This is a genomic window from Cedecea lapagei, from assembly GCF_900635955.1.
Taxonomy (GTDB): Bacteria; Pseudomonadota; Gammaproteobacteria; order Enterobacterales; family Enterobacteriaceae; genus Cedecea; species Cedecea lapagei.
In genome coordinates this window covers 1,255,658-1,271,880 of sequence record NZ_LR134201.1, presented here as the reverse complement: position 1 = coordinate 1,271,880, position 16,223 = coordinate 1,255,658, and the positions used below count along the sequence as shown (strand labels likewise).

Genomic DNA, 16,223 nt, shown 5'->3' with positions numbered 1-16,223 from the left:
CGTTAAAGAACGTGCTCATCTAAAAGGGCCTGACAGGAGGCGGGCAGCGGCGGTGGCGTCGTTTTTTTCGGTGGCGTGCTGCCCGGTGCAGGCGGCGCGAACCAGCTTTGCAGCTCGGCACCACAGCCGTCTCCCGGAGGAGGCAGAGGCTGATCTTCGCACTCAAGGCTGTTAGCCGGGCAGCGCAGGCGGACGTGCATATGGGCGCGGTGGGCAAACCACGGACGCACCTTACGCAGCCAGTCGCGATCGGCTCCTGCATCTTCGCAAAGCCGCTGCTTAATGGCCGGATTCACGAAGATACGCGTCACTTCATTGTCTTTGGCCGCGAGCTTAATCAGGCTGTCGATTTCCGGCTTCCACAGCGACGACACTACGCGCTTGCCGTCCGCGGCGACCAAATCTAACGCCTGTGGCCGCAGCAATTGCGCTGACGTCCAGCGGGATTTTGGCAGCTGAAGGAAGATATCGACGTCCAGCCCGGTCTGGTGGCTGGCGTGGCCGGAACTAAAACGTCCACCTGCCGCCATGCCCATGTCGCCAATCAGCACCGTGCCAAGGCCGAGCCGATTTACCTGATTACTCAGACGCTGAATAAACATCACCAGATCGGGGTGGCCAAAGTAGCGGCGCTGATCCGGACGCATCACCTGATAGCGGGCGTCCTCAAGCGGCAACGCATGAGCGCCAACGATACAGCCGTTGGAAAACGCGCCGATAGACTGTGCGCTACCGGCAATCGGATGGTCGATTTTTTGCCACGGCGTAGCCGCCAAAACCTGAGCGCTGGCGGCCAGCGCCAGCATCCCGATCAGGAGTTTATTCATCGTCTTACCAGCGAGGCAGCGGGGAAGAAACGTCAGCGTTCTGAGCGCGCTGGCGCAGCAGGTGATCCAGCAGCACGATGGCCAGCATCGCCTCGGCGATCGGTACTGCACGGATCCCACGCACGGATCGTGACGGCCGCGGGTGATCATCTCCACCTCTTCGCCTTCGCGATTAAGGGTTTTGCCCGGCACGGTAATACTGGAGGTTGGCTTCAGGGCCATATTCGCCACAATCTGCTGGCCGCTGCTGATGCCGCCAAGAATGCCGCCCGCGTGATTGCTCTGGAAACCCTGCTTAGTGATTTCGTCGCGATTCTGGCTGCCGCGCAGGTTCACCACGCCGAAGCCCTCGCCAATTTCCACGCCTTTCACCGCGTTGATGCTCATCAGCGCATGGGCAATATCCGCGTCCAGGCGGTCAAATACCGGTTCGCCAAGGCCCGGCGGCACGTTATCAGCGACAACCGTCACCTTCGCGCCGATAGAGTCGCCCTCTTTTTTCAGGCCACGCATCAGCTCGTCCAGCGCTTCAATTTTATCAGGATCCGGGCAGAAGAACGGGTTCTGTTCAACCTGCTCCCAGTCTTTAATTTCCAGCGGAATATCGCCCATCTGCGTCAGGCAGCCGCGAATTTTAATGCCGAACTTCTGCTCAAGGTATTTCTTGGCAATCGCACCGGCAGCTACGCGCATGGCGGTTTCACGAGCGGACGAACGGCCACCGCCACGGTAGTCACGCAGGCCGTATTTTTGTTCGTAGGTATAATCCGCGTGCCCCGGACGGAACACGTCTTTGATCGCGCTGTAATCCTGGGAGCGCTGATCGGTGTTTTCAATCAGCAGGCCAATGCTCGTGCCGGTCGTCACGCCTTCAAACACGCCGGAGAGAATTTTTACCTGGTCAGGCTCGCGGCGCTGGGTGGTGTAACGCGAGGTGCCCGGGCGGCGGCGATCGAGATCGTGCTGCAGGTCGGCTTCGGTCAGCGGGATGCCCGGCGGCACGCCGTCAACAATGCAGCCCAGCGCGATGCCGTGGGATTCACCAAATGTCGTTACGCGAAAAACCTGTCCAATACTGTTACCAGCCATCACGGCTCCTTAATCACCGTTGTCGTTGTTGTGTTGTGCGCGGGAAGTACAACGAGCCAGCGGCTCGTCTACGTTCGGCAATTAATCTTTGTAGATGCTGAAGTGCTCGCGTGCATCAATCAGCTGCGCTTTAGTCAGCATAAAGACGCCGTCGCCGCCGTTGTCGAATTCCAGCCAGGTAAACGGCACCTCCGGGTACTGCTCCATCAGGTGTACCATGCTGTTTCCGACTTCACAAATCAGGATGCCGCCGTCGGCCAGATAGTCCGGCGCACAGGCCAGGATACGACGAGCCAGCTTCAGGCCATCGCTGCCGGCCGCCAGGCCCAGCTCGGGTTCGAAATGGTATTCGCCCGGCAGGTCGGCCATATCTTCTTCGTCAACATATGGCGGGTTCGTGACAATCACGTCGTACTGCACTTTAGGCAGGTCGCGGAACAGGTCAGAACGAATCGGCGTGACGTTATGGTCCATGCCGTGCTCGGAAATGTTTTGTTCGGCCACGGCGATAGCGTCAGGGGAAATATCAACGATATCCACTTCCGCATTAGGGAATTCATAGGCGCAGGCGATACCGATACAGCCGCTGCCGGTACACATATCAAGGATATGCTGCGGCTCGTGGTCGATCATCCCGGCAAAGCGGTTGTTGATCAGCTCGCCAATCGGCGAGCGCGGCACCAGCACGCGCTCATCAACGTAGAACTCATGGCCGCAGAACCAGGCTTTATTCGTCAGATAAGCAACCGGAATTCGCTCGTTGACGCGGCGAATCACACGTTCAACGATGCGGTGGCGTTCGCTTGGCGTCAGGCGCGCGGTACGCATATCTTCAGGAATATCCAGCGGCAGGTAAAGGCTAGGCAGAACCAGCTGAACGGCTTCATCCCATGGATTGTCGGTGCCGTGCCCATACCAGATGTTGGCGGCGCTAAAGCGGCTGACCGACCAGCGCAGCATGTCCTGAATGGTATGCAGCTCGTTTACTGCCTCATCGACGAAAATTTTATCCACGTGCCCTCCGCAGGCGACTCACGCTAGTTCAATAATAATCGGCTAGTTTGCCATGAAGGAGGCGACAAATCAGCATCCATCGACGCCGGGAGGCGGTGAAATTTGCGTTTTCTTTATTGCCGGCGGGGAAAGCAGGTAAACTGGCCGCAAAGCGAATGCGAGATGAGAGAAACATGAAAAAGAAATCACCGCTCAGTTCCGAAGATGAGGCGCTCTTTCGCGGCCTGATGGGCGGCACCAAAAAGCTGACTCAGGATACGATTGTTCATCGCCCGATACGCAAAAAGATCGCTGAAGTGCCGGTAAAACGCCTGCTGCAGGAGCAGGCCGACGCCAGCCACTATTTTTCTGATGAGTTCCAGCCGCGTCTGGCGACCGAAGGGCCAATGCGCTACGTGCGTGAAGGTGTGAGCCATTTTGAACTCAAGAAACTCCGCCGCGGTGATTACTCCCCGGAGCTGTTTCTTGATTTACACGGCCTGACCCAGCTTCAGGCTAAACAGGAGCTGGGCGCGCTGATCGCCGCCTGCCGCCGCGAGCATGTGTTTTGCGCCTGCGTAATGCACGGCCACGGGAAACACATTCTTAAGCAGCAAACGCCGCTATGGCTGGCGCAGCATCCGCATATCGTCGCCTTTCACCAGGCACCGAAAGAGTATGGCGGAGATGCGGCGCTGCTGGTGCTGATAGAGATTGAGGAGTGGCAGCCGCCGGAGCTTCCGTAAATTCGGCGTGAATGATTCCCCTCGCCCCTTTGGGGAGAAGGTTAGGGTGAGGGGAAAATCCCCTACGCCTAAAAACGCAAAAAGAGCCGCTTTCGCGACTCTTTTTTCATGCTCACCGCAATCAGATAGCCTTCGCTACCTTAAAATTGCAGGGGCTCATCTGCCAGTTGAAGACGCCTTTACCCGACTCCGGGTCCAGCGTGACGTTGGCGATTGCCGAAGTGGTAAACATCGGCGGGGCCTCTTCCGGGCAAAGCTCGGATACCAGGTAACCGACCAGCGGCAGATGGGAAACCACCAGCGCGGATTCAACGCCTTCGTTTGCCAGCGCCAGCAGGTAGTCACCCACCAGGCCCACATCACCGCAGGGCCGAAGCTCTGGCAGGATGTCCTCTTTTTCCGGGAGGTTCAGCGCTTCCCGCACCACGTCCAGGGTCTGTTCAGCTCGCAGGTAAGGGCTCACCAGAACACGTTCGATACTTGTTACCTGACCTGTTAACCAGGTCGCCATCATACGGGATTCATCGCACCCACATTGGGTTAAGGGACGAACCGAGTCGCTGGCAGCATCGAGTGCTGCGTCGCCGTGACGCATGATAAAAACTTGCATATTGCACCGCTTTTGTTAACCAGGAACGCCGGAACCCACACGATAAAAAAGTCGGGTTCACGGCAGCCGGGCATTGTGCCTTATCCGTACATCGAATGAAACGCTGTCTTTTACCTCAATGCTGCAAGTATAGTCAATATCTGTTTACAAAATGACCTTGCAACGTACATCTTACGGTTTTAGCTCAGCGCTTCGTCAAGCTCAGGAGCTGACGGCGTATTCAACGCAGGCCAGAAACTAAGCTTTTGTTCAGCCATCATAATCAGCCTTTCACAAGGCGTGAAACGCTCCCCGTACTGGCCCGCCAGCCGCTGTAATTTTGCCACAACGTCGGCAGCGCCCAGGCTGTCCATATACCTGAACGGTCCCCCCCAGGAATGGCGGAAAACCGATGCCAAACACACCGCCGATATCCCCATCCCGTGCGCTTCTCACCACCCCCTCATCGAGGCAACGAGCGGCTTCGTTGAGCATCATCATCACGCAGCGTTCGGCGATCTGCGCGGGGGTCTGACGTCCGTTTGGCGTCACGCCCAGCAGCTTGTAAATCGTCGTATCAGGTTGTTTCTTGCTTTTACGCCCTTTCGACGGATAAAGATAGAAACCGCGACCATTTTTTCTTCCTTTGCGATCGTCTTTAAGGATTGCATCCACGCTTTCCGGCGCGGCGAAGCGGTCGCCAAAGGCCTGCTGCAGAATCGGAATAATTTTAGTGCCGACGTCTATGCCCACTTCATCCAGCAGCTGCACGGGCCCGACCGGGAAACCAAATTTCACCAGCGCATCGTCAATACGTTCGATCGGCTCCCCTTCGGTCAGGCAGCGCAATGCTTCGTTGATATAGGGCGCAAGGATGCGGTTAACGTAGAAGCCCGCGCTGTCGCCCACCACAATCGGCGTTTTTCCCTGTTTTTTGGCTAACTGCACGGTAGTGGAAATGGTTTCCGCGCTGGTGCCTGAGTGAGGGATAACTTCAACCAGCGGCATTTTATCCACCGGGCTAAAGAAGTGCAGGCCGATAACCTGCTGCGGACGTGCGGCTTGCGCCGCTATATCGGCAATCGGCAGCGAGGAGGTGTTTGAGGCAAAAACCGTGTGCGGCGCAGCATACTGCTCTATTTCAGCCACCATTTTCTGCTTCAGGGCTAAATCTTCAAACACGGCCTCCACCACAATATCGCGCTGGCTAAAGCCGTGATAATCTTTTCCGCCCGAGATGCGGGCCAGTTCACGCTGGCGCTCGGCCGGTTTCATATGACGACGCCGAACTTTTTTATCCAGTAAATCCCAGCTGTATTTCAACGCGTGGTTGATCCCTTCGTCGTTGATATCTTTAATACGCACCGGCAGCTTACCCTTAGTGGCCGTGACGTAGGCGATACCGCCGCCCATTAGCCCACCGCCCAGCACGCCGACTGAATTCAGCTTGCGCGGTTTCGCCTCCCCGCCATACTCTTTTTTCAGCTCAGTGCTGGCAAAGAACAATCCGCGCAGCGCCGCAGACTCCGGGGACATCGCCAGTTGGCCAAACGCCTTTGCCTCCGCTTCGTAGCCACTTTTACTTCCCTTCTCCAGCCCTGTGCGAATCACGTCGATGATGCGTCCGGTTGCCGGATAGTTGCCCTGCGTTTTTTCCTCGGTCTTCTTGCTGACCAGGCTGAACAGCAGGGAGCGTCCAAGCGGCCCGGCAAGCACTCGCTCTTTTACCGGCAGCTCACGCGAAGGTTTTCGCCCTTTAAGCGCCAGCTCAACGGCGGCCTCCAGCAGGATAGATTCCGGCACCACGTCCTCCACCAGCCCCAGCTTTAAGGCCTGCCTCGGGCGCAGTTGCTTGCCGGTTAAAATCATGTCCAGCGCGTTACTGACGCCAATCAGGCGAGGCAGCCGCTGAGTACCGCCCGAGCCCGGCAGCAAGCCAAGCTGCACTTCCGGCAGGCCAAGCAGCGTTTTCGGGGAGTCGGTACAAATTCGTGAATGGCAGGCAAGCGCCATTTCCAGCCCACCGCCCAGGCAGGCGCCGTGGATGGCGGCGACAACCGGCATCGGCAGCGCGGCAATTTCCGCCATGATCTGCTGCCCCTGTCGCGCCAGCTCCTGCGCTTCCTCAGCCGTTTTACAGCCGGCAATCATGTTGATATCGGCTCCGGCAATGAAGTTATCCGGCTTGCCGGAGATAAACACCAGCCCCTGCACGCTAGGATTGTCGCGCAGCTTTTTAATAATACTGTGCACCTGAGCGCCGAACTCGGCCTTCAGGGTATTCATTTTTTCTCCTGGAACGTCGATGGTGACCACCGCAACGTTATCCAGCCGGATGTGTAATTCGAATGCGCTTTTCTGCTCCATCACTCCACCTCCAGAACCATCGCCGCACCTAGCCCGCCAGCCGCACAGGCGGTAACGAGGCCAAAACCTCCGCCGCGACGGCGCAGCTCATGCAGCGTCTGGGTAATCATCCTTGCGCCGGTGGCCGCAAACGGGTGCCCGTAGGCAATCGACCCGCCGAGCACGTTAAATTTCGCGTCATCCACTTCGCCGGTGGCGTGGGCCCGGCCAAGCACATTACGGGCGAAGTTCTCGCTGGAAAGCATTTTCAGATTAGCTAAAGTTTGTGCGGCAAAGGCTTCGTGCATATCAAACAGCGTTAAATCATTCAGAGTAATCCCGGCACGCTCAAGCGCCAGCGGAGTCGACCAGGCCGGGCCAAGCAGCATATCCTGCCAGACATCAATGGCGGTAAATGCGTAGCTGCGCAGATAGCCGAGCGGCTTGAGGCCGAGCTCTTTCGCGCGGGATTCGGTCATCAGGATAACCGCCGCCGCGCCGTCCGTCAGCGGCGTACTGTTGGCGGCCGTCACGGTCCCGTGTTTGCGGTCAAATGCCGGGCGCAGCTTCGCATAATCAGCCAGGCTGGAGCCTCTACGCACGTTGTTGTCTTCGGCAAACGGCTGGCGGTAAGGCGGAATAAAGGCCGTCATCACTTCGTCGGCCAGCTTCCCTTCCTGCCAGGCCTGGGCGGCACGTTCATGGGAGCGATGGGCCAGCGCATCCTGCTGCTCGCGGGTGATACCGTGGCTTTTCGCCATCTGCTCGGCGGTATCGCCCATCCGCAGGCCGGTGGAATATTCGGCCACCGCAGGAGGAACCGGCAATAAATCACGAGGACGTAATCTGGAAAACAGTTTCAGGCGCTGCCCTAGCGTGCGCGCTTTATTCGCATCCACCAGCGTGCGCCCGAGCTTTTTACTTACGCCAATAGGCAAAACGGAAGAGGAGTCTGCGCCCCCGGCAATCCCAGCCCGAATAGTCCCGGCCATCAGGCTTTCGGCCACGTTGGCCACGGCCTGGAAACTGGTGGCGCAGGCGCGGCTGACGCTGTAGGCGTCGGTATGCACGCTCATCCCGGTACCTAACACGATCTCACGGGCGATATTTGGGGCTTCCGGCATCTGTACGACCTGACCAAAAACCAGCTGTTCGATAGCTTCCGGCGGCACTTCGCTGCGGGCCATCAGCTCGCTCACCACCATATTGCCGAGATCGACGGCGGGAATACCATGGAAAGCCGTGGCCTGGCGGGCAAACGGCGTACGTAAACCACTGACAATGGCAATACGATCGCCCTGGCGGGTAATCAACGGCAGTGCCTGACTCATAACGCTCCCCTGCTAAAAAAAGTGAATACAGACAAAAAGTGGTCTGACCTGATCACAGTCTTAACTAAAAATTCACATCCAGCCAACCAGCGGGCGAGAAAAATGGGAGAAGCGACACGAATTATTACATAACGGAATGGAACACCCCGCGCAAAGCAGGGTGTTGAGGCAGGAGCGTTAACGCAGGCCGAGCTGGAAGATCATGGTTTCAGCCTGGCAGCTAAACACAAAGTCGATATCCAGCTGCACGCCACCGGCCACTTCGGTGTAGCGCGGCGTTATCTGGCAAGGTTCAGATTCCACTTCACGGGCTTTGGCCGTTAAGGCTGCCAGAACGTCATCAGCCTGGGCTTTATCAGCAAATACGCGGCTGTAGGAGGCAGTGCAGTCCGTGTTGTCGATAATGGAACCGACATCAATGCAGCAGCAAACCGGGGTTTCATCGGCGGTATTTTTATTCATCACGCTTTCCTCTGTAATGCGGCTTAAAAGGGAGAAAGATTCAAATAATTGCGGATATTTTACGCCTGGCGTTGCATCTGCTCCAGTTGATAATCCTCACAAAACCGACAAGTGACGGAAATCACACTTAAAAATGATCTAAAACAAATAATATCCCCGCTTCGTCGGGAAGTTCCCCCCGGTTTTGCCAACCAGATCCCGTTTTTAGGATCAAACTTGAAAAACTTTAGAAACAAACTTGCAACATCATTGCTGGTCAGACCTATACTCTCGCCACTGGTCTGATTTCTCTGTACCCGATCAGTCCCTACTATTCGCGCTCCTGTTACGGTATGTAACATTGTTTGCATAAAAATAAATCAATGAGGTTTTGGTCATGAGCCAGAAAAACCTGTTTGCAAAGTCAGCCCTCGCGGTTGCAGTGGCAATAGTCTCTTCCCAGGCGTCTGCCGCCGGCTTTCAATTAAACGAGTTCTCTTCCTCTGGCCTTGGCCGAGCGTATTCGGGGGAAGGTGCAGTCGCGGATAATGCGGGTTCAGCAAGCCGCAACCCCGCCACCATCATGATGTTTGATCGCCCTTCTTTCTCCGCCGGTGCCATCTTCGTTGATCCGGATGTTGATATCTCCGGAAGATCGCCGTCAGGCAGAAGCCTTGACGCGAAGAACATCGCGCCAACCGCATGGGTGCCTAACATGCACTTTGTGGCGCCGATTAACGACCAGTTTGGCTGGGGTGCGTCCGTCACCTCTAACTACGGCCTGGCCACCGAATATAACGACAGCTATACCGCGGGCTCTATGGGCGGGACGACCGACCTGACCACCCTGAACCTGAACCTGAGCGGAGCCTACCGCCTGAACAGCAACTGGAGCTTCGGTCTGGGCTTTGATGCTGTCTACGCTAAAGCGAAAATTGAGCGCTACGCGGGCGATTTGCCGCAGCTGATTGCCGGTAACCCGGCTTCTCCGCTGACCCCGGCACAGCGTCGGGCCATCGGCACGTTACCTGCTAATACCCAGATTGCCCACCTCAAAGGGGACAAATGGGGCTTTGGCTGGAACGCCGGTATTCTTTATGAGATCGACAATGATAACCGCTACGGCTTTACCTACCGTTCAGAGGTGAAAGTTGACTTTGACGGCGACTATAAGAGCAGCCTGCCTGCGGCATTTAACCCGCTGCTATCTAACTTTGGCCTGCCTTCAGGTACCAACGGTCAAACCGTACCGGGTTCTCTGAGCCTGCACCTGCCAGAAATGTGGGAGCTGTCCGGCTACAACAAAGTGGCGCCTAAGTGGGCCGTTCACTATAGCCTGACCTACACCAGCTGGAGCCAGTTCCAGGAGCTGAAAGCGACCGGCAGCAACGGCCAGACGCTGTTCTATAAAGATGAAGGCTTTAAAGATGCGTACCGCATCGCGCTGGGTACCACCTACTATATGGACGACAACTGGACCTTCCGTACCGGTATCGCGTTCGATGATAGCCCGGTTCCGGCTGACAAGCGCTCCATCTCCATTCCGGATCAGGACCGCCTGTGGCTGAGCGCCGGTACCACCTATGCGTTTAACAAAGACGCTTCTGTGGACGTAGGCGTTTCCTACATGCACGGCCAGAAAGTGACCATCGAAGAAGGCCCATACACCTTCAAATCCGAAGGTAAAGCCTGGCTGTACGGCGCGAACTTCAACTACGCGTTCTAAGTTACTGCCTCAAAAAGTAAACCGCCTTCATCACGAAGGCGGTTTTTTTATATCTGTTCGCTCAACTTCTCTTCAAACCGCAACAACCTTCCCGCATTGCCCAGTACCAGCAGCGTGCTAAGGTTATGCAGCAGCGCGGCAACCACCGCGCCAGAAGCGCCTAGCCAGCCAAACGCCGCCATCGCGACAATCGCCAGCGTCCAGCCCAGCCCGATAAACACGTTGACCTGAAGCGTCCTTCGGCAGCGGCGGCTTAAACGCACGCAGGTGCCCAGCCGACGAAGATCGCTGCCAATCAGCACAATATCTGCCGAGGACATGGCAATATCAGAGCCTCCGGCCCCCCATCGCCACGCCCACCACGCCCGCCTTCAGCGCCAGGGAGTCGTTAATACCGTCGCCGATAACCATTGGCCGATAGCCGCTGTCGATCTGCCGTTTGACCTGCTCCAGCTTATCCGCCGGAAGCGCACCGGCAACCACGTCCGCGATCCCCACCTGATGCGCAATGCGGTCGGCAACTGCCTGACGATCGCCGGTCAGCAAAAGCTGACGGCCCAGCCCAAGCTCGCGCAGCTCGGCCATCGCCGCTGCCGCTTCACCACGCAGGCTATCCGCCAGCAGCAGCCAGCCAAGAAAATCGCCCTCCAGCGCCAGCCCGACAATCGGGCCATCATGCTCGGGGGCTTCCGGTAAGTTCGCAAGCTTCGTGGCCAACAGCTCACGCCTGCCAAGAACCGCTTCACCCTGGGGCGTAAAAGCCGAAATACCTAATCCCTGGTGCTCACGCACGTTTTCGAGCGGAAGCCAGGCTTCACGTGAAACGATCTCGCTTACGGCACGGCTGACCGGGTGATTACTCGTAGCGCCGAGGCTCGCCGCCAGGGTTTTCAGCAAACCAGGATCGACATCACCATAAGGCTCCACAGCCTGAAGGTGCAGCCTGCCATGCGTCAGCGTGCCGGTCTTATCGACCACCACAGCGTTGATCTCCGCCAGCTCCTCAAGAAAAGCCGCGCCGCGAATTAAAATGCCGTGGCGTGCGGCCACCGTCAGCCCGGCAATAGATGAAGCAGGCGCGGAAAGCACCAGCGCACAAGGACAGGCGGCCACCAGAACCGCCAGCATTGCCTGAGCATCCTGCGTAAGGAACCAGGTGCTGGCGGCAATCATCAAGACCAGCAGCAAATAGCGCGCGGCGTGGCGCTCAAGCAGCCGGGTTATCGGCGGGCTTGCCTGCTCGGCGCTTTGCATCAGGGCGATCACGCGCCCCAGCGTCGACGTTTCCCCGGTACGCGTTACCCGGATGCGCAGCAGGCCATCAAGGTTTATCGCCCCGCCAAATACCTCCGCGCCGGGCTCAACTTCCTGCGGTACCGACTCGCCGGTTATCGGCGCCGTATCCAGGCTTGCCTTGCCCTCCAGAACCAGACCGTCGGCGGGGATGTGGTCTCCGGCACGTACTTCAACCACATCGCCAGGTTCGAGATCGTGGTTGTCGATATCCTGCAGCTGCCCGTCAGCGCCAACTCGTCTTGCCCGGCTGCGCGTAAGCTTGCTCAGCGCTTCGATGGCCTCCTGAGAACCAATCACGCTGCGCTCTTCAAGAATATGCCCGACAATCATGATCAGCGGCAGCAGCGCTGCAGTAAGCAGATCGCCCGTTGCCCACGCGCCCAGCAAAGCGAGCGCAATGAGCTGGTCGGTCAGCCCGTGCAGGCTCGGGTAACGCAGGCTATGTAATGTATGCCGCAGCACCGGCACCGCCACGACGACGGACGCCGCGCCCAGCAGCAAATCACCGACGGCAACCTGCTGAGGAGCTAGCCAGCGCCAGAGCAGGCCGAGAATAAGCGCGCCGCTGGCAATCAGCGCCAGCATCAGCTGGCGAGTGATATGTTTCTGTTCCTGACGGGTCAGCGCCCCGCCGGCCTGGACTGAAGAAGTCATGGTTTAGCCGCCTCTTTTTGCGCAACGCCCTGCAGGATCAGATGAGCATCATCCTGCGGCGACACGGTTATCACCGAACCTGCGCGGGAGAGGATCTCAGCGATCCGCTGGCGATAGATACGGCCCAGCAAATCTGGATCGTCATGGTTGCTGGCAAGGCGAGCGATCGTCGCGGTATCCGATTGCGCTTTTGCCACGCTTTCCTGAGCTTTTGCCTGCGCGGTCTGCAGCAGCTGGTCAGCCTGCTGCACCGCCTTCTGGCGAGTTAACGAAGCGTCACTTTGAGCGGTCGCCACCGCTTTAGAAGCCTGCTGGCTGGCGGTTAAGACCGCGTTAAACGCCGTCACAGTTGCCACCGGTAACGCAGACTGAACGGTCACCCGCTCAAGAGTAATACCCGCGTCACTCCCTGCCTGCTGAAGCCGCAGCAGATTTTGTTCGATATTACGCTGCACGTCGCTGCGCAGCTGTTCCCGCTGCTGGGCAACGTTCATGTCGTTTCCGGGCATCTCCGGGCGGGCAACCAGGATGGTATCGAGATCCCGTGAAGCACATACCGCCACCGCCGCACGCTCCGCGAGCCTGTCCAGCAGCGGCAGCACATGCTTGCCCTGCAAAACATAGGCGGTCGGAGTTCTGACACGATAGAACACGCTAATATCCAGCTGCACCACGCCCGCATCGCCGGTCAGCAGGAAACCGGACCCCGAAACGGCATCATTCCCGGGGCCGCCATTGATATCGAGACTTTGTGCTGCGGATGAACGTAAAAGCGCTGTAACACGGTGCTCAATCACCCGGTCAGGCCCCGGCACCATCACCACGTCATTCACCGGCGAGGGCCAGGCGAGCAGCAGTCCCGGCTCGGCAACGCGCTGCTGTGCGCCAAAGCGCAGCACTACCGCCCTGCTACCCGCCGGTATCTGACGGACGTTCGAAAGCAGCCAGGCTCCGGCGGCAAACAGCGTCAGCACAAAGATGGCGATAAACGCCAGCCGTATCGACTGCGTCCACGGCCCGCCAGGCTCAAGTTTTTGCCGTTCGGTCATGGTTTTTTATCCGTTGCTTTATCCATCTGCGGGCCATCCACCAGCAGGCTGAACGGTTTTGCATCGGTACGCAGCACCAGCCGGGTTTGCGCATTGACCATGCCGCTCAGGGCATCAATCTGGCGCAGCAGGCTATAAAGCTGTGGCGCGCTGGCATAGGCTTTGCCGTAAATTGAAGCCGTTTGCACCTGAGCCTGAGCCTCAATATCCGCCGCTTTCACCGAAGCCTGAGCCTCGGTAATACGGGCATCACGATCGGCCGCAGAGCGAATCTCTGCTGCCGCGCGTTTGCCTTCCGCCGTACGCTCAATCGCGATGGTTTCGCGCTCGGCACGCATGCGATCGACGGTGGCATTGAGCGTAACGGCAGGCAACGTCAGGCGCTCGGTCCCCATCTGCACCAGCCTGATGCCGTAACTTTGCAGCAGCGGCTGGCTAATTTGCTGCTGAAGATGGGATTCAAACTGCGCCAGCTGCACCTGTTTACCGTCGGTATTCACCAGCTGTGAAAGCGTGAAGCCGCTGGCGGTCGTCTCCAGCGCGGACCCTAAATAAGTACGAATCTGCCGTGCGGCTTCATCCGGCTGGTTCTGCACGGCCCGCATAAAGCGCTGAACGTGCTCGGGCGTGTTGTCCACTTCCCACACGGCGTAGGACTGAACGATGATCCGCAGGCCATCCCGGGTTCCCACATCCTGCAGCCCGCTTGATGTGGTGCGCAGACGTAAATCCACCACCGTTGCGGTTTCAAAAGGCGCGGGGATTCGCCAGGCGAGCCCGGGCTCCAGCAGCACGCGAACGGGTTTACCAAAGCGGGTTATCACTAACGCTTCGCCAGAGCGGACCTGCACCAGGCTTGCGGCAGCCAGCAAAATCAGCACCAGCACGGCGGCAGCGGTAATACGCTTCCAGATCCCTTTTTTGCTGCCCTCCGGGGCAGAAGAGCGATCGTGGCCGCAGCCATGACCATGATGATGGTGATGATGTCCATGAGAGTGCGAGTGGCTCACCGGGAAGGCTCCTGTGCGGGTTTAGCTGGCGCGTCACGCCGCGCTGCATCGGTAGAAGTGGGGAAATCACGCAGATCGAGCGTCGGCGGCGAACCGGCTCCGATCCGCTGGTCGATAATCAGAACAGGACGTCCGCTGAGCGCCAGCTGCAGTTGCCTGAACCAAAGCTCATCGATAAACACCTGCCCTGCCTGCTGCCAGGCATTTTTCTGTGCGGCAAAGCGGGTCGCCGTCGCCTGAGCTTCACTTAACGCTTCGGTGGCATTGATTTGCGCCGTGTCCTGGCGCACCGCCGCGTTAGTTGCGGCAAGCGCCGCTTTTTCCGCAGCGCTTCCCCGTTCACGAAGGATCAGCGACTGAGCAGCAATTTGCGCTGCCTGCACGCCGTGAAAGGCATCGGCTGCGCCGGCCGGAGGATGGATCGCCTCAACGACGGTTGAGAGAATTTCCACGCCGCTGTTCAGGCTATCCAGCTGCTGCTGAACAGCACGGTTAATTTGTTGGGCTAAATCATTTCGCCGCTCGCTGAGCACATCGTCCAGCGTGAGAGAGGAAAACTGATGCACCAGCACCTGGTTTGCGGTGCTGCGCACCAGCTCCTGAAGATTTACCGCCCGGTAAGTCGCTGCCAGCGCAGCTTTGTCGCTCAGGCCGATGCGCCACATAAAACGCACGTCGCTGTTAACGATTTGCAGGCTTTGCCGATCCCCGCTCTGGCTGGCGATGATTTGCGCTTTGTCGAAATTATGGGTGGCATCCCACAGGCGATCGGCGCTGGCAGGCGCTGGCCCTTCGGCGTCAGCTCGTTTTACCGACGGCTGGTTCGCAGGATCTTCCCCGGCGGCCAGCTCATGTACCTGACCGTTTTCCGTCAGCCAAACCCGGCCAAACGGCCACGGCATTCCGATATGCAGGCCCGGCTCAAGCACCGCCACCGAACGGCCAAAACGCTCGTAGACGCCGCGCTCGGTGGCCGAGATTTGCTGTAGCCCGGTCAGCAACCATCCGCAAATCAGCATGATGGCCACCATCGGAATAAACGCACGTTTTAAAACGGTGAAGGCCCAGACCTGGCGAAGATCGATACCAAAGCGCTGGTGAAGCTCCTGCTGTAAAAAGCCGAGCGGCCGCGGCGGCCAGGTGAGCTGTGCCGCAAGCTGGCTTTTGGGGATCAAAACGGGCTCTGCCGAGCCGTCACCCGGTGGCGAAAACAGTGAAAACAGCCCACGCAGCATAAACTCTGCCGCCACCAGCAGCAGCAGCAAAGCCGGCAAATTCATTACCAGCGGGCTGTTGAGCTGCGGCCAAATCAGGCCAGGCAGCGTCAGCAGCTGCACCGCCATCACCAGCCGCAGCACCGGCGCAATCAGCCCGGCTTCGGGAGACGCCTCCTCAGGCACCGTGCTGAGGTGGCGCTCGGCCACCAGCAGAGCAAAAAGTGCGGCTATCAGGATGGCAACGGCTATCCAGCGATTATTGTTGTCCGTCAGTGAAACATAGCTGCCGTTCCAGCCGGACAAAACGATATAAAACGCCAGCGCGGCTAGCGCACCTGACCAGATCCCCTCGGCCTTAAAAAAGGCTTCAATGCGAGCAAAGCCTGCCGGCACCAGGCTGGCAAACCAGCGGGCAAGGTAGCCCGCTTCCGCCGGCTCCGGCAGAACCACAGATGCCGCCGGCGCGGAAAATTTATGGCTGCGCCACTGGCAAATACGCTGGGCTGCATGCAGGGAAATCACCAGCAAGAGCAAAGCCGCGGCGTTATTACACAGCAGGGAGACCCAGCGGGAAGCAGGTTCGAGAATGCTGACGGTCAGCGCCAGCAGGAGCATCAAAAAGAGCGCAAAGGTGAAGGCAAACACCGTTCGCGCAGCGAGTCGGGCCTGCGCGGCAGCCAGCGCATAGCGAGCGGGCAGCGCCGGAGTCGGCGTTACAGCTTCGGGTAACCGGGTAGGTGGCATGATGTTTCAAAAGTGAGGTGCGCAAGGTTTGCGCAGCATTTTACGATTGTTATCTTATAACATATCAACACATAATGCTGGCAGGTAAAGATGTGTCATTTTATGTCAGTCAGATGACAACAAAAAAAGCGAACATCTCTGTTCGCTTTTTAGCCGAGGGCGATA

At 58.2% G+C, this 16,223-nt stretch carries 12 protein-coding genes and 2 pseudogenes; 2 read left to right on the top strand and 12 right to left on the bottom strand.

The window, feature by feature from the left end; genetic code table 11:
- Positions 1-2: 2 nt before the first annotated feature.
- From mepA to prmB, 3 genes and pseudogenes are all read right to left on the bottom strand, one after another.
- Positions 3-827 (bottom strand): penicillin-insensitive murein endopeptidase, encoded by an 825-nt coding sequence (gene mepA, locus EL098_RS06275; RefSeq protein WP_126355465.1) that lies wholly within the window; start codon positions 825-827, stop codon positions 3-5.
- Between the two features lie 4 nt (positions 828-831).
- Positions 832-1,916: pseudogene (aroC, locus tag EL098_RS06270) on the bottom strand (chorismate synthase).
- 81 nt (positions 1,917-1,997) lie between these two features.
- Positions 1,998-2,930 (bottom strand): 50S ribosomal protein L3 N(5)-glutamine methyltransferase, encoded by a 933-nt coding sequence (prmB, locus tag EL098_RS06265; protein WP_126355464.1) that lies wholly within the window; start codon positions 2,928-2,930, stop codon positions 1,998-2,000.
- A gap of 173 nt (positions 2,931-3,103) precedes the next feature.
- Between prmB and smrB the strand changes: the two genes are divergently transcribed.
- Positions 3,104-3,655, top strand: coding sequence for an endonuclease SmrB (gene smrB / locus EL098_RS06260; protein WP_126355463.1), 552 nt, complete (start codon positions 3,104-3,106; stop codon positions 3,653-3,655).
- Positions 3,656-3,776: 121 nt separating this feature from the next.
- Here smrB and sixA read toward each other — a convergent pair whose 3' ends face one another.
- The 4 genes and pseudogenes from sixA to EL098_RS06240 form a co-directional block, all read right to left on the bottom strand.
- The gene (gene sixA, locus EL098_RS06255; RefSeq protein ID WP_126355462.1) at positions 3,777-4,265 is read right to left on the bottom strand and encodes a phosphohistidine phosphatase SixA; all 489 of its coding nucleotides are present in this window, start codon (positions 4,263-4,265) and stop codon (positions 3,777-3,779) included.
- 179 nt (positions 4,266-4,444) lie between these two features.
- Positions 4,445-6,611, bottom strand: a pseudogene (gene fadJ / locus EL098_RS06250) (fatty acid oxidation complex subunit alpha FadJ).
- Positions 6,611-7,921 carry an acetyl-CoA C-acyltransferase FadI gene (fadI, locus tag EL098_RS06245; RefSeq protein WP_126355461.1) on the bottom strand — a complete coding sequence of 437 codons (1,311 nt, stop codon included), beginning with the start codon at positions 7,919-7,921 and terminating at the stop codon, positions 6,611-6,613. The pseudogene fadJ and the gene fadI overlap by 1 nt, the downstream one beginning before the upstream one ends.
- A gap of 177 nt (positions 7,922-8,098) precedes the next feature.
- Positions 8,099-8,383, bottom strand: coding sequence for a YfcZ/YiiS family protein (locus EL098_RS06240; RefSeq protein ID WP_126355460.1), 285 nt, complete (start codon positions 8,381-8,383; stop codon positions 8,099-8,101).
- A gap of 376 nt (positions 8,384-8,759) precedes the next feature.
- On the opposite strand from EL098_RS06240, the gene fadL reads away from it, so the two are divergent.
- A complete protein-coding gene (fadL, locus tag EL098_RS06235) occupies positions 8,760-10,088 on the top strand; it encodes a long-chain fatty acid transporter FadL (RefSeq protein WP_126355459.1) in 1,329 nt (442 codons plus the stop codon).
- Positions 10,089-10,135: 47 nt separating this feature from the next.
- On the opposite strand, the gene EL098_RS23850 is transcribed toward fadL, so the two are convergent.
- Genes EL098_RS23850 through hflK (EL098_RS06215) form a run of 5 tightly spaced genes read right to left on the bottom strand, consistent with a single transcriptional unit; the run spans position 10,136 to position 16,058 of the window.
- Positions 10,136-10,408, bottom strand: coding sequence for a hypothetical protein (locus EL098_RS23850; RefSeq protein ID WP_232012337.1), 273 nt, complete (start codon positions 10,406-10,408; stop codon positions 10,136-10,138).
- A gap of 7 nt (positions 10,409-10,415) precedes the next feature.
- Positions 10,416-12,038, bottom strand: a complete 1,623-nt coding sequence (locus EL098_RS06230) for a heavy metal translocating P-type ATPase (RefSeq protein ID WP_232012335.1) — start codon at positions 12,036-12,038, stop codon at positions 10,416-10,418.
- On the bottom strand, positions 12,035-13,087 hold the full coding sequence (gene hflK / locus EL098_RS06225; RefSeq protein WP_126355458.1) for a protease modulator HflK: 1,053 nt from the start codon (positions 13,085-13,087) through the stop codon (positions 12,035-12,037). The genes EL098_RS06230 and hflK (EL098_RS06225) overlap by 4 nt, the downstream gene beginning before the upstream one ends.
- On the bottom strand, positions 13,084-14,097 hold the full coding sequence (hflC, locus tag EL098_RS06220; RefSeq protein ID WP_126355457.1) for a protease modulator HflC: 1,014 nt from the start codon (positions 14,095-14,097) through the stop codon (positions 13,084-13,086). Before hflC ends, hflK (EL098_RS06225) begins: the two co-directional genes overlap by 4 nt.
- The gene (gene hflK, locus EL098_RS06215) at positions 14,094-16,058 is read right to left on the bottom strand and encodes a protease modulator HflK (RefSeq protein ID WP_126355456.1); all 1,965 of its coding nucleotides are present in this window, start codon (positions 16,056-16,058) and stop codon (positions 14,094-14,096) included. The genes hflC and hflK (EL098_RS06215) overlap by 4 nt, the downstream gene beginning before the upstream one ends.
- Between the last annotated feature and the right edge of the window lie 165 nt (positions 16,059-16,223).

What these genes read in the sequence shown, in the direction of transcription:
- hflK (WP_126355458.1), bottom strand. Translation starts at nt 13,087, where the DNA reads ATGACCGAACGGCAAAAACTTGAGCCTGGCGGGCCGTGGACGCAGTCG.
- EL098_RS23850 (WP_232012337.1), bottom strand. Translation starts at nt 10,408, where the DNA reads ATGTCCTCGGCAGATATTGTGCTGATTGGCAGCGATCTTCGTCGGCTG.
- EL098_RS06240 (WP_126355460.1), bottom strand. Translation starts at nt 8,383, where the DNA reads ATGAATAAAAATACCGCCGATGAAACCCCGGTTTGCTGCTGCATTGAT.
- smrB (WP_126355463.1), top strand. Translation starts at nt 3,104, where the DNA reads ATGAAAAAGAAATCACCGCTCAGTTCCGAAGATGAGGCGCTCTTTCGC.
- mepA (WP_126355465.1), bottom strand. Translation starts at nt 827, where the DNA reads ATGAATAAACTCCTGATCGGGATGCTGGCGCTGGCCGCCAGCGCTCAG.
- fadL (WP_126355459.1), top strand. Translation starts at nt 8,760, where the DNA reads ATGAGCCAGAAAAACCTGTTTGCAAAGTCAGCCCTCGCGGTTGCAGTG.
- sixA (WP_126355462.1), bottom strand. Translation starts at nt 4,265, where the DNA reads ATGCAAGTTTTTATCATGCGTCACGGCGACGCAGCACTCGATGCTGCC.
- hflK (WP_126355456.1), bottom strand. Translation starts at nt 16,058, where the DNA reads ATGCCACCTACCCGGTTACCCGAAGCTGTAACGCCGACTCCGGCGCTG.
- fadI (WP_126355461.1), bottom strand. Translation starts at nt 7,921, where the DNA reads ATGAGTCAGGCACTGCCGTTGATTACCCGCCAGGGCGATCGTATTGCC.
- EL098_RS06230 (WP_232012335.1), bottom strand. Translation starts at nt 12,038, where the DNA reads ATGACTTCTTCAGTCCAGGCCGGCGGGGCGCTGACCCGTCAGGAACAG.